General features: G+C 71.6%; 26 protein-coding genes. 20 read left to right on the top strand and 6 right to left on the bottom strand.

Annotation, left to right across the window (positions count from 1 at the left end):
- Positions 1 to 31 precede the first annotated feature (31 nt).
- Entirely contained in the window at positions 32 to 688 is a 657-nt protein-coding gene (locus tag ACQEVI_RS27720) for a response regulator (protein ID WP_432906294.1), read from the bottom strand.
- The gene (locus ACQEVI_RS27715; protein ID WP_432906291.1) at positions 685 to 1,824 is read right to left on the bottom strand and encodes a sensor histidine kinase; all 1,140 of its coding nucleotides are present in this window, start codon (positions 1,822 to 1,824) and stop codon (positions 685 to 687) included. Before ACQEVI_RS27715 ends, ACQEVI_RS27720 begins: the two co-directional genes overlap by 4 nt.
- Positions 1,825 to 1,996: 172 nt before the next feature.
- Between ACQEVI_RS27715 and ACQEVI_RS27710 the strand changes: the two genes are divergently transcribed.
- Positions 1,997 to 2,509 carry a DUF6326 family protein gene (locus tag ACQEVI_RS27710; protein WP_432906288.1) on the top strand — a complete coding sequence of 171 codons (513 nt, stop codon included), beginning with the start codon at positions 1,997 to 1,999 and terminating at the stop codon, positions 2,507 to 2,509.
- Here the strand turns inward: ACQEVI_RS27710 and ACQEVI_RS27705 are convergent.
- Entirely contained in the window at positions 2,484 to 3,776 is a 1,293-nt protein-coding gene (locus ACQEVI_RS27705; protein ID WP_432906286.1) for an endo-1,4-beta-xylanase, read from the bottom strand. The two genes, ACQEVI_RS27710 and ACQEVI_RS27705, sit on opposite strands and share 26 nt — an antisense overlap.
- A gap of 35 nt (positions 3,777 to 3,811) precedes the next feature.
- Positions 3,812 to 4,867: a LacI family DNA-binding transcriptional regulator gene (locus ACQEVI_RS27700; protein ID WP_432906283.1), complete on the bottom strand. Its 1,056-nt coding sequence runs from the start codon at positions 4,865 to 4,867 to the stop codon at positions 3,812 to 3,814.
- 152 nt (positions 4,868 to 5,019) lie between these two features.
- On the opposite strand from ACQEVI_RS27700, the gene ACQEVI_RS27695 reads away from it, so the two are divergent.
- The 16 genes from ACQEVI_RS27695 to ACQEVI_RS27620 all read left to right on the top strand — a co-directional run bounded on the left by ACQEVI_RS27695 (position 5,020) and on the right by ACQEVI_RS27620 (position 19,863).
- Positions 5,020 to 6,402 (top strand): ABC transporter substrate-binding protein, encoded by a 1,383-nt coding sequence (locus tag ACQEVI_RS27695; protein WP_432906280.1) that lies wholly within the window; start codon positions 5,020 to 5,022, stop codon positions 6,400 to 6,402.
- An 84-nt stretch (positions 6,403 to 6,486) separates the two neighbouring features.
- Positions 6,487 to 7,434, top strand: coding sequence for a carbohydrate ABC transporter permease (locus tag ACQEVI_RS27690; RefSeq protein ID WP_432906277.1), 948 nt, complete (start codon positions 6,487 to 6,489; stop codon positions 7,432 to 7,434).
- A 2-nt stretch (positions 7,435 to 7,436) separates the two neighbouring features.
- Complete coding sequence (locus ACQEVI_RS27685; RefSeq protein ID WP_432906274.1) at positions 7,437 to 8,225, top strand: carbohydrate ABC transporter permease; 789 nt, start codon at positions 7,437 to 7,439, stop codon at positions 8,223 to 8,225.
- Positions 8,226 to 8,242: 17 nt separating this feature from the next.
- Entirely contained in the window at positions 8,243 to 8,986 is a 744-nt protein-coding gene (locus ACQEVI_RS27680) for an SDR family NAD(P)-dependent oxidoreductase (protein WP_432906271.1), read from the top strand.
- A gap of 58 nt (positions 8,987 to 9,044) precedes the next feature.
- The gene (locus ACQEVI_RS27675) at positions 9,045 to 10,118 is read left to right on the top strand and encodes a Gfo/Idh/MocA family protein (RefSeq protein WP_432906268.1); all 1,074 of its coding nucleotides are present in this window, start codon (positions 9,045 to 9,047) and stop codon (positions 10,116 to 10,118) included.
- On the top strand, positions 10,115 to 10,567 hold the full coding sequence (locus tag ACQEVI_RS27670; RefSeq protein ID WP_432906265.1) for a VOC family protein: 453 nt from the start codon (positions 10,115 to 10,117) through the stop codon (positions 10,565 to 10,567). Before ACQEVI_RS27675 ends, ACQEVI_RS27670 begins: the two co-directional genes overlap by 4 nt.
- Positions 10,567 to 11,448 carry an amidohydrolase family protein gene (locus ACQEVI_RS27665; RefSeq protein WP_432906262.1) on the top strand — a complete coding sequence of 294 codons (882 nt, stop codon included), beginning with the start codon at positions 10,567 to 10,569 and terminating at the stop codon, positions 11,446 to 11,448. Before ACQEVI_RS27670 ends, ACQEVI_RS27665 begins: the two co-directional genes overlap by 1 nt.
- 224 nt (positions 11,449 to 11,672) lie before the next feature.
- Positions 11,673 to 12,740, top strand: coding sequence for an MSMEG_0568 family radical SAM protein (locus ACQEVI_RS27660; RefSeq protein ID WP_432906259.1), 1,068 nt, complete (start codon positions 11,673 to 11,675; stop codon positions 12,738 to 12,740).
- A 1-nt stretch (position 12,741) separates the two neighbouring features.
- Complete coding sequence (locus ACQEVI_RS27655) at positions 12,742 to 14,160, top strand: MSMEG_0567/sll0787 family protein (RefSeq protein WP_432906256.1); 1,419 nt, start codon at positions 12,742 to 12,744, stop codon at positions 14,158 to 14,160.
- A 96-nt stretch (positions 14,161 to 14,256) separates the two neighbouring features.
- Positions 14,257 to 14,778 carry an MSMEG_0572/Sll0783 family nitrogen starvation response protein gene (locus ACQEVI_RS27650; RefSeq protein WP_116675504.1) on the top strand — a complete coding sequence of 174 codons (522 nt, stop codon included), beginning with the start codon at positions 14,257 to 14,259 and terminating at the stop codon, positions 14,776 to 14,778.
- Between the two features lie 47 nt (positions 14,779 to 14,825).
- The gene (locus ACQEVI_RS27645) at positions 14,826 to 15,728 is read left to right on the top strand and encodes a carbon-nitrogen hydrolase family protein (RefSeq protein WP_432906251.1); all 903 of its coding nucleotides are present in this window, start codon (positions 14,826 to 14,828) and stop codon (positions 15,726 to 15,728) included.
- Complete coding sequence (locus tag ACQEVI_RS27640) at positions 15,721 to 16,047, top strand: MSMEG_0570 family nitrogen starvation response protein (protein WP_432906248.1); 327 nt, start codon at positions 15,721 to 15,723, stop codon at positions 16,045 to 16,047. Before ACQEVI_RS27645 ends, ACQEVI_RS27640 begins: the two co-directional genes overlap by 8 nt.
- Positions 16,044 to 17,378 carry an MSMEG_0569 family flavin-dependent oxidoreductase gene (locus ACQEVI_RS27635; protein WP_432906245.1) on the top strand — a complete coding sequence of 445 codons (1,335 nt, stop codon included), beginning with the start codon at positions 16,044 to 16,046 and terminating at the stop codon, positions 17,376 to 17,378. The genes ACQEVI_RS27640 and ACQEVI_RS27635 overlap by 4 nt, the downstream gene beginning before the upstream one ends.
- Before the next feature lie 22 nt (positions 17,379 to 17,400).
- A complete protein-coding gene (locus tag ACQEVI_RS27630) occupies positions 17,401 to 18,273 on the top strand; it encodes a carbon-nitrogen hydrolase family protein (protein ID WP_432906242.1) in 873 nt (290 codons plus the stop codon).
- Between the two features lie 38 nt (positions 18,274 to 18,311).
- The gene (locus tag ACQEVI_RS27625; RefSeq protein WP_432906239.1) at positions 18,312 to 19,478 is read left to right on the top strand and encodes an MSMEG_0565 family glycosyltransferase; all 1,167 of its coding nucleotides are present in this window, start codon (positions 18,312 to 18,314) and stop codon (positions 19,476 to 19,478) included.
- A gap of 40 nt (positions 19,479 to 19,518) precedes the next feature.
- On the top strand, positions 19,519 to 19,863 hold the full coding sequence (locus ACQEVI_RS27620) for a tudor domain-containing protein (RefSeq protein ID WP_432906237.1): 345 nt from the start codon (positions 19,519 to 19,521) through the stop codon (positions 19,861 to 19,863).
- Between the two features lie 43 nt (positions 19,864 to 19,906).
- Here the strand turns inward: ACQEVI_RS27620 and ACQEVI_RS27615 are convergent, their stop codons facing one another.
- A complete protein-coding gene (locus ACQEVI_RS27615) occupies positions 19,907 to 20,860 on the bottom strand; it encodes a cold-shock protein (RefSeq protein WP_432906234.1) in 954 nt (317 codons plus the stop codon).
- 254 nt (positions 20,861 to 21,114) lie between these two features.
- On the opposite strand from ACQEVI_RS27615, the gene ACQEVI_RS27610 reads away from it, so the two are divergent.
- Positions 21,115 to 22,050, top strand: coding sequence for an expansin EXLX1 family cellulose-binding protein (locus ACQEVI_RS27610; RefSeq protein WP_432906231.1), 936 nt, complete (start codon positions 21,115 to 21,117; stop codon positions 22,048 to 22,050).
- Positions 22,051 to 22,062: 12 nt separating this feature from the next.
- Here ACQEVI_RS27610 and ACQEVI_RS27605 read toward each other — a convergent pair whose 3' ends face one another.
- Positions 22,063 to 23,112 (bottom strand): LacI family DNA-binding transcriptional regulator, encoded by a 1,050-nt coding sequence (locus ACQEVI_RS27605; protein ID WP_432906228.1) that lies wholly within the window; start codon positions 23,110 to 23,112, stop codon positions 22,063 to 22,065.
- Positions 23,113 to 23,293: 181 nt separating this feature from the next.
- Here ACQEVI_RS27605 and ACQEVI_RS27600 point away from each other — a divergent pair, with 181 nt between their 5' ends.
- Both ACQEVI_RS27600 and ACQEVI_RS27595 read left to right on the top strand, forming a co-directional pair.
- Positions 23,294 to 24,619: an ABC transporter substrate-binding protein gene (locus tag ACQEVI_RS27600; protein WP_432906225.1), complete on the top strand. Its 1,326-nt coding sequence runs from the start codon at positions 23,294 to 23,296 to the stop codon at positions 24,617 to 24,619.
- Positions 24,612 to 25,487, top strand: coding sequence for a carbohydrate ABC transporter permease (locus ACQEVI_RS27595; RefSeq protein ID WP_432906223.1), 876 nt, complete (start codon positions 24,612 to 24,614; stop codon positions 25,485 to 25,487). The genes ACQEVI_RS27600 and ACQEVI_RS27595 overlap by 8 nt, the downstream gene beginning before the upstream one ends.

Here is a 25,487-nt window from a genome sequence, read left to right as displayed (position 1 = left end):
ACCGGTAAAGCGAGACCTGCGGTCGGGCCCGCTAGCCGACCCTCATGCGTCTGGTGTCGTAGGCCCAGATCGCGATCTCGACGCGGTTGCGGGCGCCGAGCTTGGTCAGCAACGACGCGACGTGGGTCTTGACCGTGCTCAGGCCGACGAAGAGCTCGGTGGCGATCTCCGCGTTGGTCCGTCCCCGTGCGACCAGCGCGAGCACCTCCTCCTCGCGCTCGGTGAGGGGGTCGGTGGGCTGGACCGGTACTGCCGGCGCCTGGTCGGCGAGGGTCGCCAGCAGCCGGCGGGTGACGTTGGGGGCGATCAGCGCGTCCCCGTCCGCCGCCGCGTGAACGGCCTGCACGAGGAGCTCCGGCCCGGCGTCCTTGAGCAGGAAGCCGCGGGCGCCGGCACGCAGGGCGCCGAGCACGTACTCGTCGAGGTCGAAGGTGGTGATCACGACGACCGCCAACGGGTCCGCCACCTCTGGCCCGGCCAGGCGCCGTGTCACCTCGACGCCGTCGAGCCCGGGCATCCGGATGTCGACGAGGACGACGTCGGGACGCAACCGGGTCGCCAGGTCGAGCGCTGCGAGCCCGTCCGCTGCTTCTCCCACGACCTCGAGGTCGGGTTGCGCGCCGAGGATCATCACCAGCCCCGCCCGGACCAGGTCCTGGTCGTCGGCCACGACCACACGGATGCTCATGGCAGCGCCTCCACCGGCAGCACGGCCTCGACGACCCAGCCACCCGCGGGAACCGGCCCTGCGGAGAGCGATCCGCCGAGAAGATGGGCGCGTTCGGTCATGCCCAGCAGGCCGAACCCGGGCTCCGGGACCGGCCCCGGCTCGGTCCGTCCGTCGTCGCTGACCCGGAGCCTGACGGCGTCGCCCTCGCGGCGGACGTCGATCCCGACGCGGGTCGCGCCCCGGGCGTGCCGCAAGGCGTTGGTCAGGGACTCCTGCGCGAGCCGGTAGAGCGCGGCGTCCACGGGTCCGGCCAGCCGGGCCGACGAGCCGTCCAGCGAGACCTCGACGGTGGGTGTCGCGTCGGCCCGGGCGAGAGCCGGCAGGTCCGCGACGCCCGGCTGCGGCGAGTAGGCAACGGCTTCCTCCTCGCGCAGCACGCGCACCATGGATCTCATCTCCGTCAGGGTCAACGACGCCTCGGACTCGATCGCGGCCAGGACCTCGGCAGCCTTCTCGGGCTGGAGCCCTGCGACAACGCCACCGGCCTGCGCCTGGACCGCGATGGCCGAGACGTGGTGGGCCACGGTGTCGTGCAGCTCGCGCGCCAGCGCCACCCGCTCCTGATTGCGGATCTCGTGCTGTCGGCGGTGCCAGAGGTCCGCGCGGTAGCGGAACACCGCCGCGAGGGCGACGAGCGAGAGCAGGAGGACGCTCCCGCCGAAGACGTCGGTCCAGCCCCCGGCGGAGGCGTACATCCCCAGCGTGACGACGGCTGCCACGAACGCCGCACCCAGGACCATCTCCCGTCCCGAGCCCCACCGCACCACGGAGTAGAGCAGGACCAGGACGACCATCATGGAGTAGAGGCCGAGGTCCCCGGAGTGCGTCGTCAGCTGGAGGACCGAGAGCAGCCCGGCGCCGCTCCACCCGGCGAGGGCGGCGACCAAAGGATGGCTCCGCCGCCAGAGCAGGGCAGGCATCAGAGCCACGGCGAGCACCGTCACCAGGGGTCGCCAGGCCACGTCCGGCCGGACGGTGCCCTCGACCAGCGCGGCGGCCGCGAACACGCCCACCAGCAGCCAGTCGAGACGACCGATGGATGGGGCGTCAGCAGGCCGCGGCTCGTGCCAGATGGAACGCCCGACAGTGTTCACGACCCCAGCCTAGGGATCGGCGCGCCTCGGCGTACCCGCCGAAAGGACGAGAGAGAGGCCAGCACATCGGCCGGGGGAGCTCCGGCCTCCTGGCCGATGCGCCCGCCGACGGGGCTCGGCGATCGTGGTCGCACCGATCCGCACCACGACAACCACGACAACGGAGCCCATGATGAGAACACGTCAACCCGCCGGCACGCTGGCGGACCAGCCGATCCCGGTCAGGGTCAAGCTCGCCGCAGCCTGGACGAGCCTGATGTTCCTGTACGCCTACGTGGACATCCTCAACTTCTTCACGCCCGGTGTCATCGAGGAGATCCTCGGTGGCAAGGTCTTCGAGTTCGACCTCTCCCAGACCTTCTCGACCGCGGCGCTGACCCTCATGGCCGTCCCGATCCTCATGGTCGTGCTGTCGACGACGCTGCCCGCCCGGGTGAGCCGCATGGCGAACCTCGTCGTGGCCCTGCTCTACGTCCCCGTCACGGTATTCAACCTGGCGGGCGAGTCCTGGTTGTTCTTCTACGGCCTCGGCGTCGTACTGGAGCTGATCCTTCTCGCCCTCGTGGTGCGGTACGCCTGGACGTGGCCGCGCACCGTCCCGGCGGCGAGCATGGCGACCGGCCCGGACCGGGAGCTTGGTCAGCCCGGTGCCCGTCGGGTCAGCGCTCACCCCGGGCGAGGGTGACCGACCCGGCCTGCGCGCCGGCGGGCAGCGTGAGCTCGCCGGTGTCGCCGCCGGCGGTGAGCCGGAAATCGCCGGCGAAGGCGTCCACCCGGATCCGTCCGTGCTCGTCGGTGCGGGTCGTGGTCGGGTGCAGCCACCACGCATCCTTGATCAGGCCGCGCAGGGCGTCGTAGGCGGGTTTGGGCGTACCGTCGGCGCGCACCAGCCCGCACGGTGCGCCAAGCCACGCACCCTCGTCGGTGAGCCCCCAGTAGTTCACGGCGTGGACGGCGGGGTGCGCCACGAGCTGGCCGTAGTGGCGCACGATCTCGTCGGCCTGCCGGGACTCGCCCTCGGACATCGAGGGCCAGGAGTCCACCACGTGGTCGTTCAGGTCGGTGACGTCGGCCGGCATGAGATCACCCGACAGCAGCGTGTTCTCCGTGAGGTGGAGGGGCAGCCCGAACCGGGCGAACCGGTCGAGCGCGTCGGCGAAGTACTCCTCGCCGCGGTAGCCCTGGTGCATGTGCGACTGGAGCCCCAGCGCGTCGATCCGCACCCCGGCGTCGAGCACCTCCTCGACGAGCCGTTCGTAGTCGGCCGACAGGTTGAAGTCGTTGAGGAGGAGCGTGACGGACGGGTCGGCCTCGCGGGCGGCGTCGACGGCGAGCCGCACCATGCCGACCCGGCCGAGGCGCTGCGCCAGGCGGGTGACCGCGTTCTCCTCGCGGTCGAAGACCGGCATGATCACGGTCTCGTTGATGGCGTCCCACGTGGGCACGGTGTCACCGAGCCCGGAGACCTCACGGCCGATCCTGAGGCGGATCTCGCGCTCGACGTCGTCGTCGTCGAGATCGAGGAGCCAGGCGGGCGCCATCGTGTGCCAGAGGAGGGGATGCCCCTTGACGGCGACGCCGCGCTCGGCGAACCAGGCGGCGGTGCGCCGCAGCCGGTCGGTATCGGGCGCGCCGCGTTCCGGCTCGAACCCGCGCCAGTAGAACGGCAGCGTCACCTGGTTGAACAGGTCGAACCACAGCGGCGCGAGCGTGCGCGCGGTCTCGACCGAGGCGCCGCCGAACGGGGAGTAGAGCGGCGTCGTGTCCAGGCCGTTGGCCAGGCCGACGAAGTCGAAGCCGATGTTGCCGAACAGGAACGCGTGCCGGGTCTGCTCGACCTGGACGTCGCGGCCGGTCAGCGGCTGTCCCGCGGCGTCCAGGACCGTGACGGTGGCGTGGGTGTGCCGGTGCGCGAAGCGGGGATCGGCGGAGATCTCGACGGTCTGGGACATGGAAACTTTCCTTGGGTGTTTCAGCGCCGAATGCGTCAGCGCCGCGGGGCGGCCGTGGAGTGGCGTTCGACGAGCGAGGTCGCGAGCTCGGTGCGCGGGGCGGGCCGCAGCTCGTTGCGGGACATCTCGATCACGATCCGGGCTGCCTCGCGGCCCATCTCGAGCAGCGGCTGGCGCACCGTCGTCAGGTGGGGCGTGATCCACTGGCACAGCTCGACGTCGTCGAACCCGACCACGGACAGGTCCTCCGGGACCGTGAGCCCCAGCTCCTCGGCGGCGAGGTAGACGCCGTAGGCCTGCTCGTCCGAGCCGGAGACGACGGCGGTGGGGCGGTCCGGGCGGTCCAGCAGGTCCCGCCCGTGCGTGCGGCCGCCGGTGACCAGCGAGTCGCCGTGGCGGATCAGCGAGTCGTCGACGGGGAGCCCGTGCCGCTGCAGCGCGCTGCGGTAGCCGTCGAGGCGGTCGCGGTGCGACTCCTCGTCCATCGGCCCGGTGATCACCGCGATGCGCGTGTGGCCCAGCGCGATGAGGTGCTCCGTGGCGTCCCGCCCGCCGGCCCAGTTCGTGGCGGCCACCGTGGGCAGCGCCGGGGCGGCGGCCCCGACCGGGTCGACCAGGACGACGGGCATGCGCAGGCGGGAGAGCTCGGCCTCGACGGAGTCGTGCACGTGCGCCGCCACGAGGACCACGCCCTCCGAGCCGCGCTCCGCGAGGTGGTTCACCCATGCCGCGGTACCGAACGAGTCGCCGCTGCTGGTCGTGAGCACCAGGTCGAGGCCGAGCCGGGCGGCCTCGGTCTGCGCGCCGCGCAGCAGGGTCGTGGCCCACTGGGTGTCGAGGGTCTCGATCACGAAGTCGACCAGGCCGCTGCCGGCGCCCGGGTGCGGGCGGCGCTGCTCGTAGCCGCGCTCGGCGAGCACCTGCTCGACCTGGCGGCGGGTGGCCGCGGACACCCCCGGGCGGCCGTTGAGCACCTTGGAGACGGTGGGGGTGGAGACCCCGGCCGCCTCGGCGACCTCGGCGATGGTGACTCCGCCGCGGCGCTCCCTGCGTCCCGCGCCGGCCTCGGGCCTCGTGGCCGTCCCTGTCATCTCGCGCCCCTCCTCGTCGCCGAACCGTGCTGACGACGGGTGTTGACGTCGTCGTGACCGCACCCTATCGTACCGGAAAGCGAAAGCATTAAAGAAACTTTCGCACCTCGGAAGTGCCGCATCGGTCCCGAGGACGAGGAAAGGACGCAGAGATGCAGACGTCGAAGAAGACGTTGTCGGCCCGCAGGGTCGGGGCTGTCGCAGCGGTGGCCACGGCGAGCCTGCTCCTGGCGGCGTGCGCTCCGGGCAGCCAGGGCGGCGCGACGACCGGGGACGCGACCGCGGGCAGCATCACCTGGTGGGGCTGGACCCCGGACGCCATCAACGCCGAGAAGCTCATCGCGGCGTTCAACGAAGAGTACCCCGACATCGAGGTCGAGTTCGTCTCGAAGCCGATCGACAGCTACGACTCGGTGCTCTCGCCGGCCATCACGTCGTCGGACGGGCCGGACGTGTTCAACGTCGCCCCGGGTTCGGCGAACGGCGGCGTCGACACCTTCGGGCCGGGGGCGATCGACCTCAAGCCCGCCGTCGAGGAGGCGCTGGGGCCGGACTGGTCCAGCAAGGTCTCCGAGCTGGGCGTCAGCGGCCTCACCGTCGACGACAAGCTGGTAGGGCTCTCCGCCGGCGCCGTCTACTCCGGGAACCTCTGGATCAACCAGGGCATCTTCGAGAAGTACGACCTCGAGCCCCCGACGGACCTCGCCAGCTGGAAGCAGGTGTGCGACACGCTCGAGGCGGCGGGCGAGGGCTGCTTCGTCCAGGGCGCCGGCCAGTGGGCGTTCGACATGGACACGTTCGAGGCCATCGTCGAGAACATCGAGCCCGGGCTCTATCAGAAGGCGACGGTGGGGGAGGCGTCGTTCACCGAGGGCGACTCCGGCCAGAAGTTCACGCGGGCGATGGAGGCCTGGAAGTCGCTGTTCGACGAGGGGATCATGCAGGAGGGCGCCGTCGGCCTGCAGCAGTACCCCGACGCGAACAACGAGTTCATGCAGGGCAAGTACGCCATGATCATGATGGGCTCCTGGTACACGCAGTACGCCGTCAAGGACTCGATGGTCACGGCCATGGAGGCAGCGGGTGTGTCGGACCCGGAGCCGATCACCCTCGTCCCCGTCGACTTCCCCGACCTCGCGGGCACCGGCAACGTCGGCAACATGTTCGGCGACGCCGACTACGGCCTGGCGGTCTCCGGTCGCTCGGACAACCAGGCGGCGGCGACCACGTTCGTCACCTGGCTCGCGACGTCGCAGACAGGTCAGCAGTCGGTCGCGGACACGCTGAACAACATCCCCGCGCTGGCGGGCATCACGCCCGACTGGGACCAGATCGACCTCGTGGACCCGGAGGCGCAGGCCGACGTCCTGTCGGCGTACACCGAGACGGCCGCCGCCTCGACACAGCCGCGCTTCGCCACCGTCAGCGCCGAGCTCAACACCGCCTTCCGTGACGCCCTGGTGGGCGTCGCCGGCGGGGACACGTCGATCCCGGACGCCCTGCAGACCCTCCAGGGCGTCGCCGCCGCGGAGTGACCGACCGGGGTGGGCCGGTCGACCCCTTGCGGCCGGTCCACCCCTTCATCAGGCACGAGCCACCCAAGACCCGAAGGACAAGCAATGAGCATCAGTGCAACGCTGCCTGACGCCGCGACACCCACCGGAGGTGCGCCCGCGGTGGCGCGGCGACGCCGGGGGCTGAGACCGACGGCGAACGGCCTGCCGTGGATCCTGCCCGCGATCGTCGTCGTGGTCGGCCTGATCTACTTCTCGATCGGCTACACCGGCTACGTCTCCGCCCTGGACTGGAACGGCTTCATCCTCACGGAGCCCACGTTCCTGGGGCTCGCGAACTTCGCGGAGATGTTCGGCGACCCCGTCTTCTGGAAGGCCCTGACGCACACCGCCGTCTTCTACGTCGTCACCTTCACCGTGCAGACGGCGCTCGGCTTCACGTTCGCGGCGCTCATGCACTCCCAGGTGTATCTGCGCGGGGTGTACAAGGTCGTCGTCTTCGTGCCGACCGTCCTGGCGCCCGCGACCATGGCGCCCGTCTTCCGCCAGATCTTCGACGCGGACGGCCAGCTCAACACCCTCCTGCGGGCCGTCGGGCTCGACGGCCTCACGCAGACCTGGCTGGCCGGCGGCACGACCGCGATGGGCGTCGTCATGATCGCCACGATCTGGCAGTGGACCGGCCTGACCTTCATCCTCTTCTACGCCGCCATGAGCCAGATCGACACCGAGATCCTCGAGGCGGCCCGCATGGACGGCGCCGGGAACCTGCGCACCCTGTGGTCGGTCGTGTGGCCCATGTGCAAGGGCACCACGGTGGCCCTCGCGACCCTCGGTCTGATCGGGGCGCTCAAGACGTTCGACTGGCCGTACCTCATCACCAAGGGCGGCCCCAACTACGCGACCGAGTTCCTGGGCACGTACATCTACCACACGATGCTGTCCGAGAAGCGGTTCGGCTACGCCGCCGCGATCTCCGTCGCGCTCCTCGTCCTCGCACTCGCCTGCGGCGTCTTCATGTCGCTGCGCAACCGGCACGAGGGAAAGGCCTGACCATGCTCGTGACACGTTCGCTCACCTCGAAGATCGTCATCCAGCTCGTCGTGACGCTGATGGCGCTGCCGTTCCTGCTCCCGCTGGTGGCGATGGTCCAGGGGTCGCTCGGCGGCCGGGGCCTCGGCAACTACGTCAAGGTCTGGGAGACCGGCGTCCTGCCCACCTACCTGCTCAACTCGGTGCTCATCTCGGTGTTCGCGATCCTGATCGTCTACGCCTGCACGATGCTCGCGGCGTTCGGGTTCTCCAAGCTGCGCATCGCGGGCAAGGAGATCTGGTTCTGGGCGCTGCTCCTGGCGCTGACCATGCCCGAGGCCGTGCTGCTCACCCCGCTGTTCGTCACGGCCTCGACCTTCGACATGTACAACCAGCTCGTCGCGGTCATCCTGCCCGTCGCCGCGCTGCAGATCCCGTTCACGACGCTGCTGGCCCGCAACTTCTACGACGGCATCCCGTCCGAGATCATGGACGCCGCCCGCGTCGACGGCGCCAACATCTGGCAGGTCTTCTGGCGCGTCGTCCTGCCGCTCACCCGGCCCATCGCCGCCGCCATCGTGGTGCTCACGCTCATCGCGGCGTGGAACGCGTACCTGCTGCCGATGCTCATGCTCAACGACCCCGGCCGGCAGGTCCTGACGCTGCTCCCGTCGTACTTCGTCAGCCAGTACACGAACGACCAGACCGGGGTGCTCGCCGCGGCGGTCATCGCCGCCGTCCCCATGCTCGTCGCCTACCTCGCGCTGCAGAAGTACTTCGAGCGCGGCCTCGCGGCGGGCGCGCTCAAGTGATCACCAAGGAGAGTCCCGTGGGCTTGCTCGAAGGACGGCTCGCCGTCGTCACGGCGGGGACGGCGGGCATCGGCCTGGCGGTCGCGACCCGCTTCGTCGCCGAGGGCGCGACGGTCGTCGTCACGTCGCGCTCGGCCGCCTCGGTCGAGGCCGCGGTGGCCCGGCTGGGGCCGCGAGCCGTCGGCGTGGTCGGCGACGCGGGCAGCGTCGAGGACCTCGCCCGGCTGGCGGACGCCGTCGCCCGGCTCGGGCGCAAGATCGACGTGCTGCACGTCAACGCGGGCCGCGACGTCGAGGCGACGCCGGTGAGCGGGCTGACGCCCGAGAAGTTCGACGCCGTCGCGGGGCTGACGTTCCGCGGCACGGTCCTGACGGTGCAGGCACTGGCCGCGCACCTGGCGGACGGCGCGTCGATCGTGCTCACGTCGTCGATCGCGGGCACCAACGGCGGTCCCGGCCACGCCGTCTACAACGCGAGCAAGGCCGCGGTGCGCTCCCTGGCGCGCACCCTCACGGCCGAGCTCGGCCACCGGGGGATCCGCGCGAACGCGGTGAGCCCCGGACCCACCCGTACGGCCGGGTTCGACGCGTTCACCGGCGGGTCGGACGACGTCGAGGCGGCCGTCGTCGCGCAGATCCCGCTGCGCCGGGTCGGGCTCCCCGAGGAGGTCGCCGCCGCGGTGTGCTTCCTGGCGAGCGACGAGTCCAGCTACGTCGCCGGGATCGAGCTCACCGTCGACGGCGGCATGAGCCAGGTCTGACCCCGCCTGACACCGCCGGAACCACAAGTACTGACGTATGACCGAGAGGACAGCACCCATGAGCAACCCCGTACGTCTCGCCGTCATCGGCACGGGGTGGCGCGCGCAGTTCCACCTGCGTGTCGCCGCCGCCGACCCCGCCCGGCTCCAGCCGGTCGCCGTCCTGGCACGCGACCAGGCCAAGGCCGACACGATCCAGGCCCGGTACGGCGTACCCGGCGTCACCTCGCTGGACGAGCTCCTCGCCCACGAGCCGGAGTTCGTGATCGCCGACGTCTCCTGGCCCGCCATGCCCGGCATCCTCAAGGAGCTGACCGCCCGCGGCGTGCGCGTGCTCGCCGAGACCCCGCCCGCGCCGGACCTGGCCGGCCTGCGCGACCTGTGGACCACCATCAAGGACGAGTCCCTCGTCCAGGTGGCCGAGCAGTACGTGCTCATGCCCGGACACGCCGCCCGCCTGGCGGTCATCGCCGACGGCGTCATCGGTACGCCGCAGGCCGTCGAGATCGCCTCGACGCATCTCTACCACGCGACGTCGCTCATCCGCGCGTTCCTCGACGTCGGCACCGAGCGGGCCGTCGTGTCCGGGCGCACCTTCGAGACCCGGATGGCGCTGCCGCTCGGTTTCGACGGGTGGAACACCGACCCGCAGCCCGAGGTGCAGACCTCCACCTACGCGACGCTCGACTTCGGCGACGGCAGGGTCGGCGTCTACGACTTCATGAACATGCAGTGGTGGAACCCGCTGCTGGCGCGCCGCGTCGTCGTGCGCGGCAAGCTCGGCGAGCTGGTCGACGACACCGTGACCTCGTGGGACGGCCACGACCCGGTCACCTCCCGCATCGAGTACCGCCGCACCGGCATCGACATGAACCTCGAGGGCAACGAGGTCGTCCACGCGTCCTTCAACGGCAAGGTCGTCTGGCGCAACGCCTGGGTGGGCACCCGCCTGTCCGAGGACGACCTGGCGGTCGCCGACAACCTGGTCGCCGTCGGCGCCTGGGCCCGCGGGGAGGCCGAAGGGCCCTACTCGCTCGCCGCGGCCTGCCAGGACCACGCCCTCGGCCTCGCGATCGAGGAGTCGGCGCGTATCCACCGGGACGTCGTCGTCGCGGACGAGCCGTGGGCATGAGCGCGCCGGTGCCCGTCGGCGGGCTGATCCAGGTGGCGCTCGCGGTCGAGGACATCGAGGCCTCGCTCGACCGGTGGTGCGCCCTGTTCGACATCGAGCGGCCGGAGGTGGTGACGCTGGAGCCCAACCCCGACGAGACCTACCGCGGGCAGCCGGCCGGGTACCGGCTGCGGCTCGCCGTCATCACGGTCCCCGGCGGCCAGGTGGTCATCGAGCTCAACGAGCCCGACGCCAACCCGTCCACGTTCCGCGAGTTCCTCACGGCGCACGGCGAGGGTGTGCACCACCTCGGGTTCGCGGTCGGCGACGCGCGCGACGCCGTCGTCGGCGACCTGGAGGCGGCAGGGTTCGCCAAACGCGTCGAGGCGTACTACCCGGGCGGCTCCTGGACGGTGCTGGACACCGAGGCCGCGCTGGGGGTCAACCTCAACATCAAGCCGCACGCCTGATGGTCGGCAGCCCCGCGGACGACGACACCCCGTTCGTCGACACCCACGTGCACCTGTGGGACCGGCGCGACCACGACCTCGGGTACGGCTGGCTGGACGGCGACGAGTTCCCCTTCGGGGACCTCGTCGCCGTCCGCACGGCCCGCTTCTCCGTACCCGAGCTGCGGGCAGAGGGACGGCTCGCGGGGCTGACCAAGGTGGTGCACATGAGCGCGGCGTTCGGTGCCCGCGACCCCGTCACCGAGACGGCCTGGCTCCAGCGGCTCGCCGACGAGACCGGCTGGCCCGACGCCGCCGTCGTCACCTGTGATCTCACCGCACCTGACGCCGCCGAGCAGCTCGCCCGGCACCGCGCCCACCGCGTCTTCCGGGGCGTGCGGGAGATGGGGCCGGCCGCCCGGTTCGCCGATCCCGCGTTCCGCCGCGGGTACGCCGAGCTCGGTCGGACCGGCGGGCTGTTCTTCCACACCGTCGGGCCGGAGAACGTCGCGGCGGCGCTCGACCTCGTGCGTTCCCACCCCGGGACGGGCTTCGTGCTCGACCAGGCCGGCATGCCGCCGGACCGCACCCCGGAGACGTTCGAGGCCTGGCGGACCATGCTGCGAGCGCTCGCGGCGGAGCCCAACACGTTCTGCAAGGTGTCGTCGCTCGGCATGGTCGAGCCCGGCTGGACGCCGGCGTCCCGGCGCCCGTGGGTGCTGGCGCCGATCGAGGCGTTCGGCGCCGACCGGGTCTTCCTCGGGTCGAACTGGCCGGTCGAGCGGCTGTACTCCAGCTACACCGATGTGGTCCAGGCGTTCCGGTACGCGATCGCGGACCTGACGGCCGGCGAGCGGCAGGCGGTCATTGCCGGCACGGCGGAGCGCGTCTTCGGGATCTAGCGTGTCCCGCGTGCACTCGTGCCGCCGAGCGGACCGGCGGCACGAGACGAGCGGGCTCCGCGGCGGTGGTCAGGCGGACAGCGGCGGGTTCGAGTCCCTGCACAGCGCGCGCAGCTCCTCGCCGTCATGACTGCCCCGTAATGGCACGAAGTTGTAACAACAAGTCACACGTTCGTATTCCGGTTGAAACCAGTCGGTAAAGACAGGCCCATCTACTAGTGGCCATGACGCCGACGGACAACCTCTCGACCCGGGTGAGCATCTCGCTGCTCGGGGTACGCAGCGACGCTCCGGTCCGCCGCGCAGGCGGTGCCGGGCCGAGCGACGACGGACACTTCGTCATCGGTGGTGCGGGCGCCGCGATCCCGCTCAACCCCGACAGCCCGTACGTCGTCTCGCAGGGTCGGCTGACCCTCGACGGCGCCGACCTCGGGATGGATGTCGAACCGGTCGTCCGCCCGCGATTCTATGACCGGACCACCGCGGACGGCACCCCCTACGACAAGATCGCCAAGCTGCACGGGAAGGACGTGCTGGCCACGACCGTGGTCCAGACGTGCGTCCGCTACGACGAGAGCGAGCGCTGCCGGTTCTGCTCCATCGAGTCGTCCCTGCGCTCCGGCACCACGATCGCCGTCAAGACGCCGGCCGTGCTCGCCGAGGTCGCCCGGGCGGCGCGGGAGCTGGACGGCGTCTCCCAGATGGTCATGACCACCGGTACCTCCAACGGCTGGGACCGGGGTGCGAAGCACCTGGCGCGCTGCGTCCGCGCGGTGAAGGACGCGGTACCCGAGCTGCAGGTCCAGGTGCAGTGCGAGCCCCCCGCGGACCTGCGGGCCATCACCGACCTGTACGAGGCGGGCGCGCGGTCCATCGGGATCCACGTCGAGTCGATGGACGACGCCGTACGCCGGCGCTGGATGCCGGGCAAGGCGACCGTCTCGCTCGACGAGTACCGCGCGGCCTGGCGTGAGGCGGTGCGCGTGTTCGGCCGGAACCAGGTATCGACCTACCTGCTCGTGGGCCTCGGCGAGGACCCGGACGAGCTGGTCGAGTCCGCCGGTGAGCTCATCGACATGGGCGTCTATCCGTTCGTCGTCCCGTTCCGGCCGCTCGCCGGCACGCTGGCGACCGACGTCGACCACGTCCCGGCACCGCACCGCGCGGTGGTCGCGGACGTCACCCGGCGGGTCGGGCGGCTGCTCGCCGCCGCGGGGATGCGGGGATCCGACCAGGCCGCGGGCTGCGCGGCGTGCGGCGCCTGCAGCGCGCTCGCGACGGTGGGAGGCTGACATGCTCGACGTCCCCACCCTCACCGGCAGGTCGCTGCCGTCCGTGGCGCCCTGGACCGTACGCCCGGCCGAGCGGCGCCACCTGACCGCCTACCGAGCACTGCGCCGGGACGCGTTCGTCGTGGAGCAGGGCCTGTTCACCGGCCACGACCTCGACCGGCTCGACGACGACGAGCGCACGGAGGTGCTCGTCGCGGTCGACGCCGAGGACCGCGTGCTCGGCGGCGTGCGGATCGCGCCGGCGCTCGCGGCGCTCGACGCCGTCGGCCGGGACATCGGCTGGTGGACCGGTAGCCGGCTCGTCGTCGCCCCCGGGGCGCGCAGGGCCGGCGGGATCGGCGCCGCGCTGGTCCGGGCGGCGTGCGACCGGGTGGCGGAGCTGGGCGTGCTGCGCTTCGAGGCCACGGTCCAGCGCCGCAACCAGGTGCTGTTCGAGCGCCTCGGCTGGCAGGCCTGGGGTACCGAGGACGTCCACGGCGAGCCGCACGTGCTCATGCGCCGGCCGATGAACCGGGTCGCCGACCTCGTCACGGCGACCAAGTCCGCGCTAGCCGGCCTCGTCGGACCGCTGCGCGAGCACACGGGTCCTGCCGCGCTGGGTGGCGCCGGGTTCGTGGGTGACGACGGCGCTCCCGTGCCGGGCACGGACCTGGTCGCCGCGTGCGACGCCATCCTGCCCGGCCTCGTCGAGCGCGACCCCGAGTGGGCCGGCTGGTGCGCGGTGCTGGTGAACATCAACGACCTGACCGCGATGGGCGCCCTCCCCATCGGGCTGACCGACGCGGTCGGCGCGCCGACGGCGTCGTTCGCGCGCCGGATCCTCAACGGCCTGCACAGCGGGTCGCAGGCCTGGGGCGTGCCGGTGCTCGGCGGGCACACCCAGCTCGGGGTGCCCGCCTCCCTGTCGGTGACGGCGCTCGGGCGCACCGGCCACCCCGTGCCCGGTGGCGGCGGGCGTCCCGGGCATGCCCTGTCCCTGACCGCCGATCTCTCGGGGCGCTGGCGCCGGGGGTTCGAGGGCAGGCAGTGGGACTCCACGTCGTCCCGGTCCGCGGCCGAGCTGCGGCACCTGGCGGGCACGGTCTGGGCGGCCCGCCCGGCCGCGGCCAAGGACGTGAGCATGGCCGGGATGGTCGGCACGACGGCGATGCTCGCCGAGGCGTCGGGCACCGGCGCGACCATCGACGTCGCCGCCGTGCCCACGCCGTCCGGCGCGGTGACGGGGGAGTGGCTGACTTGCTTCCCGGGGTTCGCGATGCTCACCGCCGACCCACCCGGAACCGGGCGCATGACGACGCCCCTGGCGACCACCGCCGAGTGCGGCGAGCTGACCACCGAGCCCGGCGTCCGACTGCGCTGGCCCGACGGCGTGACCACCGTCGCGGTGCCCGGCGCCGCGACCGGCCTCGGGCACGCCTGACCGGAACACCCGCGCGGGACCTGCGCCCGCGCCCCCAGACCGCACCACCCGCAGTGCCGAACGAGCGCACCATCCACTATCCAAGGAGCAAGGACCATGTCGTACGACGAGCAGATCCAGGCCAACATCGACGCGTCGCTCGCGGAGATCCCGCACCCGTCGCTGCCGAAGGGCAGCAACCTGTACGGCTCGACCAAGATCTTCCCCGACTACCAGGCCGAGCCGGGTCAGTCGTACCTGACGCTGGTGCACGGCATCGCGCACGAGTCGTCGGTGAGCTTCGTCGCGATCCTCCAGGCCACCCGCGCGCTGCGGAAGGGCTTCGAGTCCGCCGTCTACTTCTACGGGCCCGGCGCGATCAACGCCCTGGACACCCGCGGGTTCCCGACCACGGGCGACAGCGCGTTCCCGGGCGAGCAGAACATCAACGAGGCGCTCAAGACGTTCATCGCCGAGGGCGGCACGGTGTTCTGCTGCCGGTTCGGCCTGTCGCTGCACGGTGCGCGCGAGGAGGACCTCATCGCGGGGGTGATCCCGGCCCACCCGCTGGACGTGCAGGACGCGGTGATCCACTACGCGCGCAAGGGCGCGATCATCAACTCCACCTACAACTTGTAACCGACCCACCTGTCAGCGGCCAACCAGCAACAGGAGGAGCAGCAGCCGTGACCATCACCGTCGCCGCCGTGTCGGCGAACTTCACTCGCGACCTCGAGCAGAACTACGCGCTCATCGAGAAGCTCCTGGGCGAGGCCCGTGCCGCCGGCGCGCAGCTCGTCGTGTTCCCCGAGGCGTCCATCGGGGGCTACCTGTCCTCGCTGGGCAACCACGGGGACACGGTGCGGACCACGCAGCGCTCGCTGCCGCCGGCGGTCCAGCTGGACGGGCCGGAGATCCGGCGGGTCCAGGAGCTCGCGGGGAAGACGGTGGTGTGCATCGGCTTCTGCGAGCTCGACGACGACGGCGAGACCCGCTACAACGCGGCCGTCTGCCTGGACGGCGAGCGGATCTACGGGTCCTACCGCAAGGTGCACCAGCCGCTGGGCGAGAACATGTCGTACGCCGCCGGGGACACCTACCGGGCGTTCGACACCCCGGTGGGGCGCGTCGGCCTGCAGATCTGCTACGACAAGGCCTTCCCGGAGGCCGCGCGGGCGCTCGCCCTGGACGGCGCGGAGATCGTGGTGAGCCTGTCGGCCTGGCCGGCGGCTCGCACCGCGACCGCCGAGGACCTGCAGCAGGACCGGTGGACCTACCGGTTCAACCTGTTCGACGCCGCTCGCGCGCTCGACAATCAGGTGTTCTGGATCGCGTCCAACCAGGCAGGCACCTTCGGGTCGCTGCGCTACGTCGGCAACGCCAAGGTCGTCGACCCGGGCGGGAACGTGCTGGCCACGACCCTGCTGGACGCGGGTCTCGCCGTCGCGCAGATCGACGTCGAGAGCACGTTCCGCGCGATGCGGGGCGGCATGTTCCACCTGCGCGACCGGCGACCGGACGTCTACGCGGCCGTCACGGCGCAGGACACCCCCGAGTCCTCGGCCTGGAAGGCGGCAGCTCATGCCTGAGATGACGTTCGACGTGCGCTGGCCCGACGGGTCCACGGCGAGCTGCTACTCACCGAGCCTCGTGATGCACGACCACCTCGAGGTCGGGGGCCGCTACCGCGTGGCCGACTTCGTGGACCGCTCCAGCCGCGCGCTCCAGCAGGCGAGCGACCGCGTGCGGGCCCGGTACGGCATGGGGTGCGCGTCGGCCCTGCAGCAGGAGGCCGAGATCCGGCAGGCGGCGAGGTTCTTCGACGCCGACGGTGAGGTGGAGGTGCTCAGCATGGAGCCGCCCCTGCCGCTGCCGGACGGCGCCGCCCGGCCGGGAGGCACGGCATGAGGGCGGCGCGGGTCGTGGACGGCGCCCACCACGAGGTGCTCGTCGTCGGCGGCGGCCAGGCGGGGCTCTCGGTGAGCCACCACCTGGTCGCCGCCGGCGTCGACCACCTCGTGGTCGAGCGCGACAGCGTCGCGCACGAGTGGCGCGACGGGCGCTGGGACGCGTTCACCCTGGTCACACCCAACTGGCACTGCCGGCTGCCCGGTTACCCCTACGACGGCCCCGACCCGGACGGATTCATGCGCCGCGACGAGGTGTACGAATGGGTGCGCCGGTACGCGGACACCTTCGACGCGCCGGTCGCCGAGGGCGTCACGGTCACAGGCCTCGCCCCGCGGCCGGGCGGCGGCTTCGTCGTCACCACGACGGCGGGAACCGTGACGGCGAACGCGGTCACGGCGGCCGTCGGCGGCTACCACGTCCCCGTGGTGCCGTCCTGGGCGGCCGCCCTGCCCGAGCACGTCGTGCAGGTGCAGTCGTACGACTACCGCAGCGCGGACGAGCTCCCGCCCGGTCCGGTGCTCGTGGTCGGCACCGGCCAGTCCGGGACGCAGATCGCCGAGGACCTCCTCCTCGCGGGGCGCGAGGTACACCTGGCGGCGGGGCGGGCACCCCGTGTGGCCCGCCGCTACCGGGGCAAGGACTGCATGACGTGGCTGGCCGAGATGGGCGTGTACGACGTGCCCGTCGCTGCCCGCGGCCTGGCCAAGCGCGAGTCGACCAACCACTACGTCACCGGGCGTGACGGCGGCCGGGACCTCGACCTGCGCGACTTCGCCCGCCGGGGCATGCGGCTGTACGGCCGCGCCACCGGAGTGGTCGACGACGGCTCCGGCCGCGCGCTGACGTTCTCCCCGACGCTCGCCCGCGACCTCGACCACGCCGACTCGGTGGCCGAGTCCATCAAGGACGACATCGACCGGTGGATCGAGACCCAGGGGATAGACGCCCCGCCCGAGGAGCGATACGTCCCGGTGTGGCGCCCCGGCGCCGAGCTCGAACGGCTCGACCTCGCGGGCCTCGCCGCGGTGGTGTGGTCGGTCGGGTTCCGAGCCGACTGGACCTGGCTCGGCGACCTCGCACCCGCGGTGCTCGACCCCGAGGGGCACCCCCGGCACGTGCGCGGACTGAGCCCCGTGCCCGGGCTGTCGTTCGTCGGACTGCCCTGGCTGCACACCTGGGGATCGGGCCGGTTCCTCGGCATCGCGCAGGACACGGGGCACGTGGCCGCCGCGGTACGGGACTGGCGGGCCGGCGGCTCGTGGGACGGGCCCGCCGCCCACACGCTCACCGAGCCCGCGCCCGCGTCGTCGTCGGCCGCAGCGGGATGACGGACAACCTACGCTGTAGCGCATGTCTACGACCACCATGGGTGCGGTCGCGGCGCACTTCGGACGCGACATCGACCGCACTCTCGCCAAGCTGCCCGGCATCATCGACCAGGCCCGCGAACGCGGCGTCGACCTGCTCGTGCTCCCGGACGCCACGATCGGCGGGTACCTGCACGACATGTACCACCCCACCGACCAGGGCCTGCCGGCGGCCGTGGACCTCGACGGGCCGGAGGTCGCGGCCGTCCAGCAGATGGCGGGCGACATGGTCGTCTGCTTCGGCATCGCCGAGCGGGCGCACGCCGACGGCGCCGAGGTCCGGTACAACACCGCCGTCTGCGTGCACGGCGACGGAGTGCTCGGGGTGCACCGCAAGGTGCACCTGCCGCTCGGCGAGTCCGAGGCATACCGGCCGGGAACCGGGTTCGACGCCTTCGACACCCCCGTGGGCCGCCTCGGCATGCTCATCGACTTCGACAAGACCTTCCCCGAGTCGGCGCGCTCGCTCGCGCTCGACGGCGCGGAGATCATCGCCTGCCTCAGCGCCTGGCCCGCGAGCGTCACCGACCGCTCCGACCGGCTGCGCAACGACCGTCAGGCCCACCTCTTCGACCTGTACGACTGTGCCCGGGCGGCGGAGAACCAGATCTACCTCGTCTCCGCCAACCAGACCGGGGTGCTCGGCGGGCTGCGGTTCCTCGGCCAGGCCAAGGTCGTCGACCCGGCCGGCGAGATCGTCGCCAAGACCTGGGCCAAGGGCGGGCTGGCGATCGCCACCGCCGACGTGGCGGCCGACGTCGCCCGCGCCCGCCGCACCATGAACCACCTGCGCGACCGCGTCGAGAGCGCCTACACCCTCACCGCGCGCCCGACGCCGAGCCGAAGCCCCGGCTGACCCGACCCGGTCGGCCGAACCCAGGAGGACGGAAGACCGTGCGCATCGCCCAGACCACCTACTCGACCAAACCGCGCGGCGGGGTCGTGCACACCCTCGCCCTCGCCGAGGCGCTCGCCGCCCGCGGCCACCAGGTCACGGTCTGGACGCTGGGCCGGGGCGGCGACGACGCGTTCTTCCGGCCGGTCGACCCAGCGGTCGAGGTGCGTGTCGTGCCGTTCGCCGCCCGCGACGACGAGAGCGTCGGCGACCGCATCGAGCGCTCGATCCAGACCATGACCGCCGCGTTCGACCCCTCCGGCTACGACGTGGTCCACGCGCAGGACTGCATCTCCGCCAACGCCGTCGGCCCCTGCGTACGCACGGTCCACCATCTCGACGAGTTCACGACGCCCCGCCTGGTCGAGTGCCACGAGCGGGCGATCACCGACCCGATCGCCCGGCTGTGCGTCTCGCGCGCCGTCGCGCAGGAGGTGCACGACGGCTACGGCCTGCGCCCCACCGTCATCCCGAACGGCGTCGACTCCGCCCGCTTCGCCCGCGCCGCCGGACCCGACGGAGCCGATGCCCGTACCCGCTGGCGCACCGAGCTGGGCGACTACGTGCTCGCCCTCGGCGGCATCGAACCCCGCAAGGGCAGCATCGACCTCCTCGAAGCCTTCGCCCTGCTGTGCGCCGACCACCCGGACCTGCGCCTCGTCCTCGGCGGCGGCGAGACCCTCTTCGACTACCGCCCCTACCGCGCCCGCTTCGACCAGCGGTGCGCCGAGCTCGGCATCGACCCCATCGTGCTGGGCACCCTCGCCGACGACGACGTCCCCGCCCTCGTCGCCGCGGCCGCCGTCCTCGGCTTCGTGTCCACCAAGGAAGGATTCGGACTCGCCGCCATGGAGGCACTCGCGGCGGGCGTGCCCGTGGTGGCCCGCGACCTGCCCGTCACCCGCGAGGTCTTCGGCGACGCCGTCGTCTACGCGTCCGACGTGCCGCAGATCGCCGCGGCGCTCGCCGCTGCCCTCGACGGCGCAGGCCAGGACGGGGCCGCGGGCCGCGAGCTCGCCGCCCGGCACAGCTGGACGGCCGCCGCGGCGGCACACGAACGGTTCTACGAGCACGTCGTACGTGCCGGGGGTGACGATGGCCAGCAGATCGATCTCACGGATCGTGAGCGAGCTCGCCGGCGCTCTTCACCCGCTCATCGGGGCTAGATAAGAGGCGAGCCGGCAGGCGCGGTGGAACCGTTGCACCATGACGCTCCCACCCTGGTCGGCCTCCGAAAGTGCCGGCGTGAACTACGTCGGCGAGCTCGCCCGCGCGTGGGCCATGCTCGAGCCCACGCAACGGTGGGTCGACGCCGCGCCCGGCCGTCCGCGGCTCCCCGAGGAGCTGGTGCAGGACTTCCTGCAGCACGAGGATCCGTACCCGGCCGGAACCGCGGTGTTCGCCGCACGCTGGCGGCCGGGGCGGTGGGGCATCGGCATGATCACCGCGCGCGTCGACGACGACGAGTGGGCCGTGGAGTACCTCGACCACTGGGAGATCGTCTTCCGGGACCACGCCGAGCTGGTTCCCGCTCTCTGGTCAGCCGGGTAGACCTGCTTGCTCCGTGCGAGCAAGCAGGTCGGGCGGCCTCAGCTCACAGCAGCTCGACGCTGTCGGCCTGCGGCCCACGGTCGCTCTGACGTACCTTGAACCGGACCCGGTCACCCTCTTCCAGGACCTCGTCGCCCCGCACGACCGACACGTGCACGAACAGGTCCGCGCCCCCGGCGTCGGGTGTGATGAAGCCGAAACCGCGGTCGGCGTCGTAGCGCGCGACGGTGCCCTCACCGCCGCGTACGGGCCCGCCCGACGCCGCGGTCCGGCTCGGCCGACCGCGGTCCGTGGCCGTTCGTGCGTTGCCGTTGCCGGAGCCGCGTACGAGCCGCACGTTGCGGGCGTTCGGCCCCTTGTCGCCGTCGACGACGTCGAACGTCACGCGGGCACCCTCGGCGAGCTCGGTCATTCCCGGGCCGAGCGCACGGACGTGGACGAAGACGTCCTCGTCGCCCGAGTCGGGAGCGATGAACCCGAAGCCCTTGGCGTCGTCGTACCAGGACACCGTGCCGTCCGCGCCGTCGGACACCGGCCTCGCAGCCTGCGCGGCCTGTGCGGCCTGCGCCCCGAGCGGCAGCAGGTGGTCGGCCTGCGGCCCCTTCTCCCCGTCGACGACGAGGAACGCCACCCGCTGCCCCTCCGAGATCACACCGCCCCCGACGATGGCCGAGCTGTGCACGAAGATCTCGCCGCGGCCGTCGTCGGGCGTGACGAAGCCGTATCCCTTGGCCGGCTCGTACCAGCTGACGGTGCCCAGCACGCCCACGGGCGCGTCGGCGGCCTGGTCACCCGTGACGCGGACGCGGCGTGCCTGCGGGCCACGCTCACCCTCGCCCACCTCGAACTCGACGGCCTGCCCCTCGCGGAGAAGCTTCGGTCCGTCGTCGCCGACGATCTCGGACGCGTGGACGAACAGGTCCTCGGCCTCGTTCCCGAGGTCGATGAAGCCGAACCCTCGGTCGGCGTCGAACCATCGGACAGTTCCCTGGGGCACTAAGACTCCTCAACTTGGCAGACATTGCTGTGCTCCAGTGTCCCTGACGGAACTCGGTCGGGCTCTCGTCCCTGGCTCCGACACGGTGTGGGGCTCGACGGTGAGGCGCCCTCGACACCGATGCCAGCGGGCACGATCGCGTCGCGTTAGCGCTCACATTGGGCCTTTCGGAAGGGTTGTGGCGTTGGTAACCTTTGCGCGGCTTGTGGTCACCGACCTGCGTATCACTGCCTCGATCCTTCGAACGGACAACCATGAAGACAGCGAGGCACGGCGCGCGGCAGGGCGGGCGCAGATCTTGGTTCATGTGGGGCGCCGTGGCGGCGGTGGCTGTCGTGGCCGTTCTCGCCTACCCGGTCATCGGGTCGCTCTCCGGCGGTGCGGCCGACGTCGCGCGGACCGCGGCCGTCGCAGCCGCCGGCGGCTCGCCGGTGAGCACCCCCACCGCCACCCCGACCCCCTCGGTCAGCCCGACTCCGACCGCGTCCCCGAGTCCGAGGTCCGGTGCCTTCGCCCGGACGCATCGGGCATCGCCCAGCGCGACCCCGCCGCCGCCGTCGACCACCGCCGCGTCCGCAGGACGGATCAATCCCGGGACCACGTACGAGGGCGACGCCACCCACTACGAGGCCGCGGACGGCAACGGCGCCTGCAGCTTCGGCCCGAGCGACGACATGATGGTCGTGGCGATGAACGAGACCGACTACGAGAACTCCAGGGCGTGCGGCGCCACCGTGCTCGTCCGCGCGGCGAACGGCAACGCCGTCACGGCGCGCGTCACCAACGTGTGCCCCCTGCCCTGCGCGCCCGGGCAGCTCGACCTCAGCAAGCAGGCCTTCGCCGAGCTCGCCGATCCACAGCTCGGCCGGATCCCGGTCACCTGGAGCCTGCTGAGCCCTGATACGGCGGACACGATCTCCATCCGGTACAAGGACGGGTCGAGCCAGTGGTGGTGCGGCATCCAGGCGATCGACCACCGGAACCCGGTCGCGAAGCTGGAGGTTGACGCCGGGGACGGCTGGCGGGCGTTGCCCCGTACCGGGTACAACTACTTCCTCTCCGAGAACGGCAGCGGGTGCGGCGGTGACATCAGGATCACGGACATCTACGGCGAACAGCTGACCGTCAGAGGGCTCCCGGTGCGCGCGGACGTCGTGCAGCCGACTGGGGTCCAGTTCGCCCAGCACTGAGTCCGGCTGCCACTACCTCGTCGTCCCCGGGGGCGGGGCGGTCGAGTCGCGGACGGTGAGGCTGGTGGCGAGCTGGATGTGGCGTGACGCGGGCTGGACGCCGTCCGCCATGGCGAGCACCGTCTCGACGGCCATCTGACCCATCCCCGCCAGCGGCTGGTGCACCGAGGTGAGCTGCGGCGTCGTCCAGCTGGCCTGTGGCGTGTCGTCGAAGCCGACGACGCTGAGCTGCTCAGGCACGGCGACCCGCAGCTCGCGCGCCGCAGCGAGCACACCGACGGCGATCTCGTCGTCACCGGTGACGACCGCCGTCGGGGGCTGGGGCAGCGAGAGCAGCTCGCGGCCGTGCTCGAGCCCGGTCTCGATCGAGAAGGGGTCGCTGCGTACCAGGGACCGGTCCAGGCTGATCCCCGCGGAGTCCAGCGCCGCCCGGTAGCCGTGGAAGCGTTCGCGGGCGGCCGCCGAGGCGGTGGGTCCGCCGATCCATCCGATGCGCTGGTGGCCCAGCTCCAGGAGATGCTCCGTGGCGGTGCGCGCGCCGGCCCAGTTGGCCGACCCGACGCTGACGATCCGCGGGTCGTCCAGGCTGACCGGATCGATCATCACGAACGGCATGTACACCTCTTTCGCGGCCTGGAGCACGGCATTGGGCTCCGCCAGCGTGATGCCGACGATGCCCACGACCCCGGACTCCTTCTGCTCGGCCACCCACGCCCGGGCGGCGGCCTTGGTGGCACGCACCGCGCGGTCGGGCGCCAGCCGCACCAGGACGTCGGTCCTGGCACCCGCGGCCGCCGCGAGGAGGCCCTGGAGCACGTTCGAGATGTACGGCGAGGTCACCACGTCGGTCACCGCCGCGATGGTGCGGGTGCGCGTCGGTTCCCACTGCGCGGTGGTGGGCCGGTAGCCGAGCGCGGCGACCGCCTCCAGCACCCGCTTGCGGGTGTCCTCGGCGATGTCGAGGCGACCGTTGAGCGCCTTGGACGCGGTGCCGGGGGAGACGCCCGCCTCTCGCGCGACGTCGGCGAGCGTCGGGCGCCCGGTCGAAGGCCTGCCGACCATGATGTTCCCTTTCTCGAAACTGTTTCGAACCCTACCGACAGTCGGGCGTGGCGTCAATCTGCTCAGCAACGCACATGTCCTCGACTGTTGACGCGTCCGGAGGACCGTCGCTACAGTCCCTGCTTGATCGATAAAGTTGCGAAAGTATTTCGCGGCACTCTCAACGAGGAGGGACAGGGTGATGAGGCTTCTTACCAAGGCATGGGCGGTCGGCGTCGCGCTCGTGACGGCCGGTGCGCTCGCCGCGTGCTCAGGGGCGGCAGGCACGTCGAGCGGGGCCGACGGCGGCGGTGGCACCGCTGACGACCCGGTGACGCTGACGGTGTGGAGCTGGGACGGCACGGTCGAGCTCGCGGTCCCGGAGTTCGAGAAGGCCAACCCCGGCATCAAGGTCGAGGTCGTGAACGCCGGCTCGTCCTCCGACGAGTACCAGGCGCTCGACAACGCGATCCAGGCCGGGTCGGGCGTCCCCGACCTGGTGATGTTCGAGTACTTCGCGGTCCCGTACTTCGCGATCCCCGGCAAGCTCGCCGACCTGGGCCCGCTGGGCGCGACCGAGCTGGAGGCCGACTACGTGCCCTCGGCCTGGAACAACGTCACCATCGACGACGGTGTCTACGCCCTGCCCTCGGACTACGGCCCCGCCGTCATGTTCTGGAACGAGGCGACCTTCGCCGAGGCGGGGATCAAGGAGGCGCCCGCGACCTGGGACGAGTACTACGAGGCCGCCAAGAAGATCCGCGCGCTGGGCGACGACTACTACATCACCCAGGACACGAACGACCTGTTCTTCCTGCTCTCCCTGATCTGGCAGGCCGGCGGACGCCCGTTCGAGGTCGACGGCACCACCGTGCACATCGACTTCTCCGACGACGGCACCCAGAAGGCGGTCGCCTTCTGGCAGAAGATGCTCGACGAGGACCTGGTCAACACCAAGATCAGCGCCTGGTCCGACGACTGGAACCGCGCGCTCAACGACGGCACGCTCGCCTCGCAGAACATGGGCGGCTGGCTCACCTCGACCCTGCCCGAGCGGGCTCCGGACGCCAAGGGCGACTTCCGGGTCTCCCTCATGCCCCAGTGGGAGGAGGGCGAGAAGGTCGGCGCCGAGAACGGCGGCTCGGCCTTCGGCATCCCGGAGGCAGCGGCCAACAAGGAGGCGGCCTTCACCTTCCTCGAGTACTTCACGCACGGTGAGGGCCTGCAGCCCCGGGTCGACGCCGGTGCGTTCGTCCCCAACAAGTCCGTGCTGGACAGCCCGGAGTTCCAGGACGTGGAGAACCCCTACTTCGGCGACCAGAAGACCGGTGAGGTCCTCGCGGAGGCCTCGAACATCGCCGCCGTCGGCTGGCAGTACCCGCCGTTCTTCGAGTGGGCCCGCAGCGCCTACGCCGACATCGCCACGCCGTTCTACACCTCGGGCGAGGGCTCGCTCACGGAGGTCCTGCAGACCTGGCAGGAGCGATCCATCGAGTACGGCAACGAGCAGGGGTTCACCGTTGACTAGTCGCAGGCGGCAGATCGGCTGGGCGTTCGTCGCCCCGTTCGGCATCCTGTTCGCCCTGGTGTTCATCGTGCCGATCACCTACGCCGCGTACCTCAGCCTCTTCCAGGACCAGATGGTGGGCGGCAGGTCCTTCGTCGGCCTGGACAACTACAGCAAGCTGTTCGTGGACCCGCAGTTCTGGGACGGCGTCTCCCGCGTCGTCTGGTTCACGCTGATCCAGGTGCCGATCATGCTGGTGCTCGCCCTGCTGCTGGCGCTGGCGATGGACTCGATGCGCCTTCGGGGCATGCGGTTCATGCGGGTGGCGATCTTCCTGCCCTACGCCGTGCCGGCCATCGTCTCGACGCTGATGTGGGGCTTCATGCTCGGCGTCCGCTACGGGCTGTTCGGCAGCATCAACGGCTGGCTCGGTACCGACCTCGACCCGTTCCGGCCGAGTACGACGCTCATCGCCATCGGGATCATGGTCACCTGGGCCTTCACCGGGTACAACATGCTGATCTTCGACAGCGTGCTCAAGGCGGTCCCGCACGAGCTGTACGAGGCGGCGGCGATCGACGGCGCGGGGGAGTTCCGGGTGATCCGGGCGATCAAGCTGCCCGCGCTGCGTGGCTCGCTCGTGATCACGATCATCTTCTCGATCATCGGCACGTTCCAGATCTTCAACGAGCCCCAGATCCTCCCGTCGATGGTCGCCAACAGCGGCATCACCAGCTACTACACGCCCAACCTCTACGCGTTCAACCTCGCGTTCACGGGCTCGCAGCAGGGTTACGCCGCCGCTCTCGCCCTGGTGATGGCCGCGTTCACCATCGCCATCGCGTACGCGGTCCAGATCCGGGGGATGAGAGATGCCCTCGACCAGTAG

The organism is Promicromonospora sp. CA-289599 (assembly GCF_050936155.1).
In the GTDB taxonomy this organism is placed as follows: Bacteria; Actinomycetota; Actinomycetes; order Actinomycetales; family Cellulomonadaceae; genus Promicromonospora.
Note: the sequence above shows the minus strand (reverse complement) of the source record. Positions and strands in the feature narration are given on the sequence as shown.

Excerpts from the sequence above, each read along its gene's own strand:
- ACQEVI_RS27675 (WP_432906268.1), top strand. The coding sequence starts at position 9,045 with ATGAGCAACCCCGTACGTCTCGCCGTCATCGGCACGGGGTGGCGCGCG.
- ACQEVI_RS27635 (WP_432906245.1), top strand. The coding sequence starts at position 16,044 with ATGAGGGCGGCGCGGGTCGTGGACGGCGCCCACCACGAGGTGCTCGTC.
- ACQEVI_RS27670 (WP_432906265.1), top strand. The coding sequence starts at position 10,115 with ATGAGCGCGCCGGTGCCCGTCGGCGGGCTGATCCAGGTGGCGCTCGCG.
- ACQEVI_RS27650 (WP_116675504.1), top strand. The coding sequence starts at position 14,257 with ATGTCGTACGACGAGCAGATCCAGGCCAACATCGACGCGTCGCTCGCG.
- ACQEVI_RS27720 (WP_432906294.1), bottom strand. The coding sequence starts at position 688 with ATGAGCATCCGTGTGGTCGTGGCCGACGACCAGGACCTGGTCCGGGCG.
- ACQEVI_RS27640 (WP_432906248.1), top strand. The coding sequence starts at position 15,721 with ATGCCTGAGATGACGTTCGACGTGCGCTGGCCCGACGGGTCCACGGCG.
- ACQEVI_RS27655 (WP_432906256.1), top strand. The coding sequence starts at position 12,742 with ATGCTCGACGTCCCCACCCTCACCGGCAGGTCGCTGCCGTCCGTGGCG.
- ACQEVI_RS27610 (WP_432906231.1), top strand. The coding sequence starts at position 21,115 with ATGAAGACAGCGAGGCACGGCGCGCGGCAGGGCGGGCGCAGATCTTGG.
- ACQEVI_RS27710 (WP_432906288.1), top strand. The coding sequence starts at position 1,997 with ATGAGAACACGTCAACCCGCCGGCACGCTGGCGGACCAGCCGATCCCG.
- ACQEVI_RS27605 (WP_432906228.1), bottom strand. The coding sequence starts at position 23,112 with ATGGTCGGCAGGCCTTCGACCGGGCGCCCGACGCTCGCCGACGTCGCG.
- ACQEVI_RS27630 (WP_432906242.1), top strand. The coding sequence starts at position 17,401 with ATGTCTACGACCACCATGGGTGCGGTCGCGGCGCACTTCGGACGCGAC.
- ACQEVI_RS27660 (WP_432906259.1), top strand. The coding sequence starts at position 11,673 with ATGACGCCGACGGACAACCTCTCGACCCGGGTGAGCATCTCGCTGCTC.
- ACQEVI_RS27700 (WP_432906283.1), bottom strand. The coding sequence starts at position 4,867 with ATGACAGGGACGGCCACGAGGCCCGAGGCCGGCGCGGGACGCAGGGAG.
- ACQEVI_RS27665 (WP_432906262.1), top strand. The coding sequence starts at position 10,567 with ATGGTCGGCAGCCCCGCGGACGACGACACCCCGTTCGTCGACACCCAC.
- ACQEVI_RS27620 (WP_432906237.1), top strand. The coding sequence starts at position 19,519 with ATGACGCTCCCACCCTGGTCGGCCTCCGAAAGTGCCGGCGTGAACTAC.
- ACQEVI_RS27695 (WP_432906280.1), top strand. The coding sequence starts at position 5,020 with ATGCAGACGTCGAAGAAGACGTTGTCGGCCCGCAGGGTCGGGGCTGTC.
- ACQEVI_RS27705 (WP_432906286.1), bottom strand. The coding sequence starts at position 3,776 with ATGTCCCAGACCGTCGAGATCTCCGCCGATCCCCGCTTCGCGCACCGG.
- ACQEVI_RS27685 (WP_432906274.1), top strand. The coding sequence starts at position 7,437 with ATGCTCGTGACACGTTCGCTCACCTCGAAGATCGTCATCCAGCTCGTC.
- ACQEVI_RS27600 (WP_432906225.1), top strand. The coding sequence starts at position 23,294 with ATGAGGCTTCTTACCAAGGCATGGGCGGTCGGCGTCGCGCTCGTGACG.
- ACQEVI_RS27690 (WP_432906277.1), top strand. The coding sequence starts at position 6,487 with ATGAGCATCAGTGCAACGCTGCCTGACGCCGCGACACCCACCGGAGGT.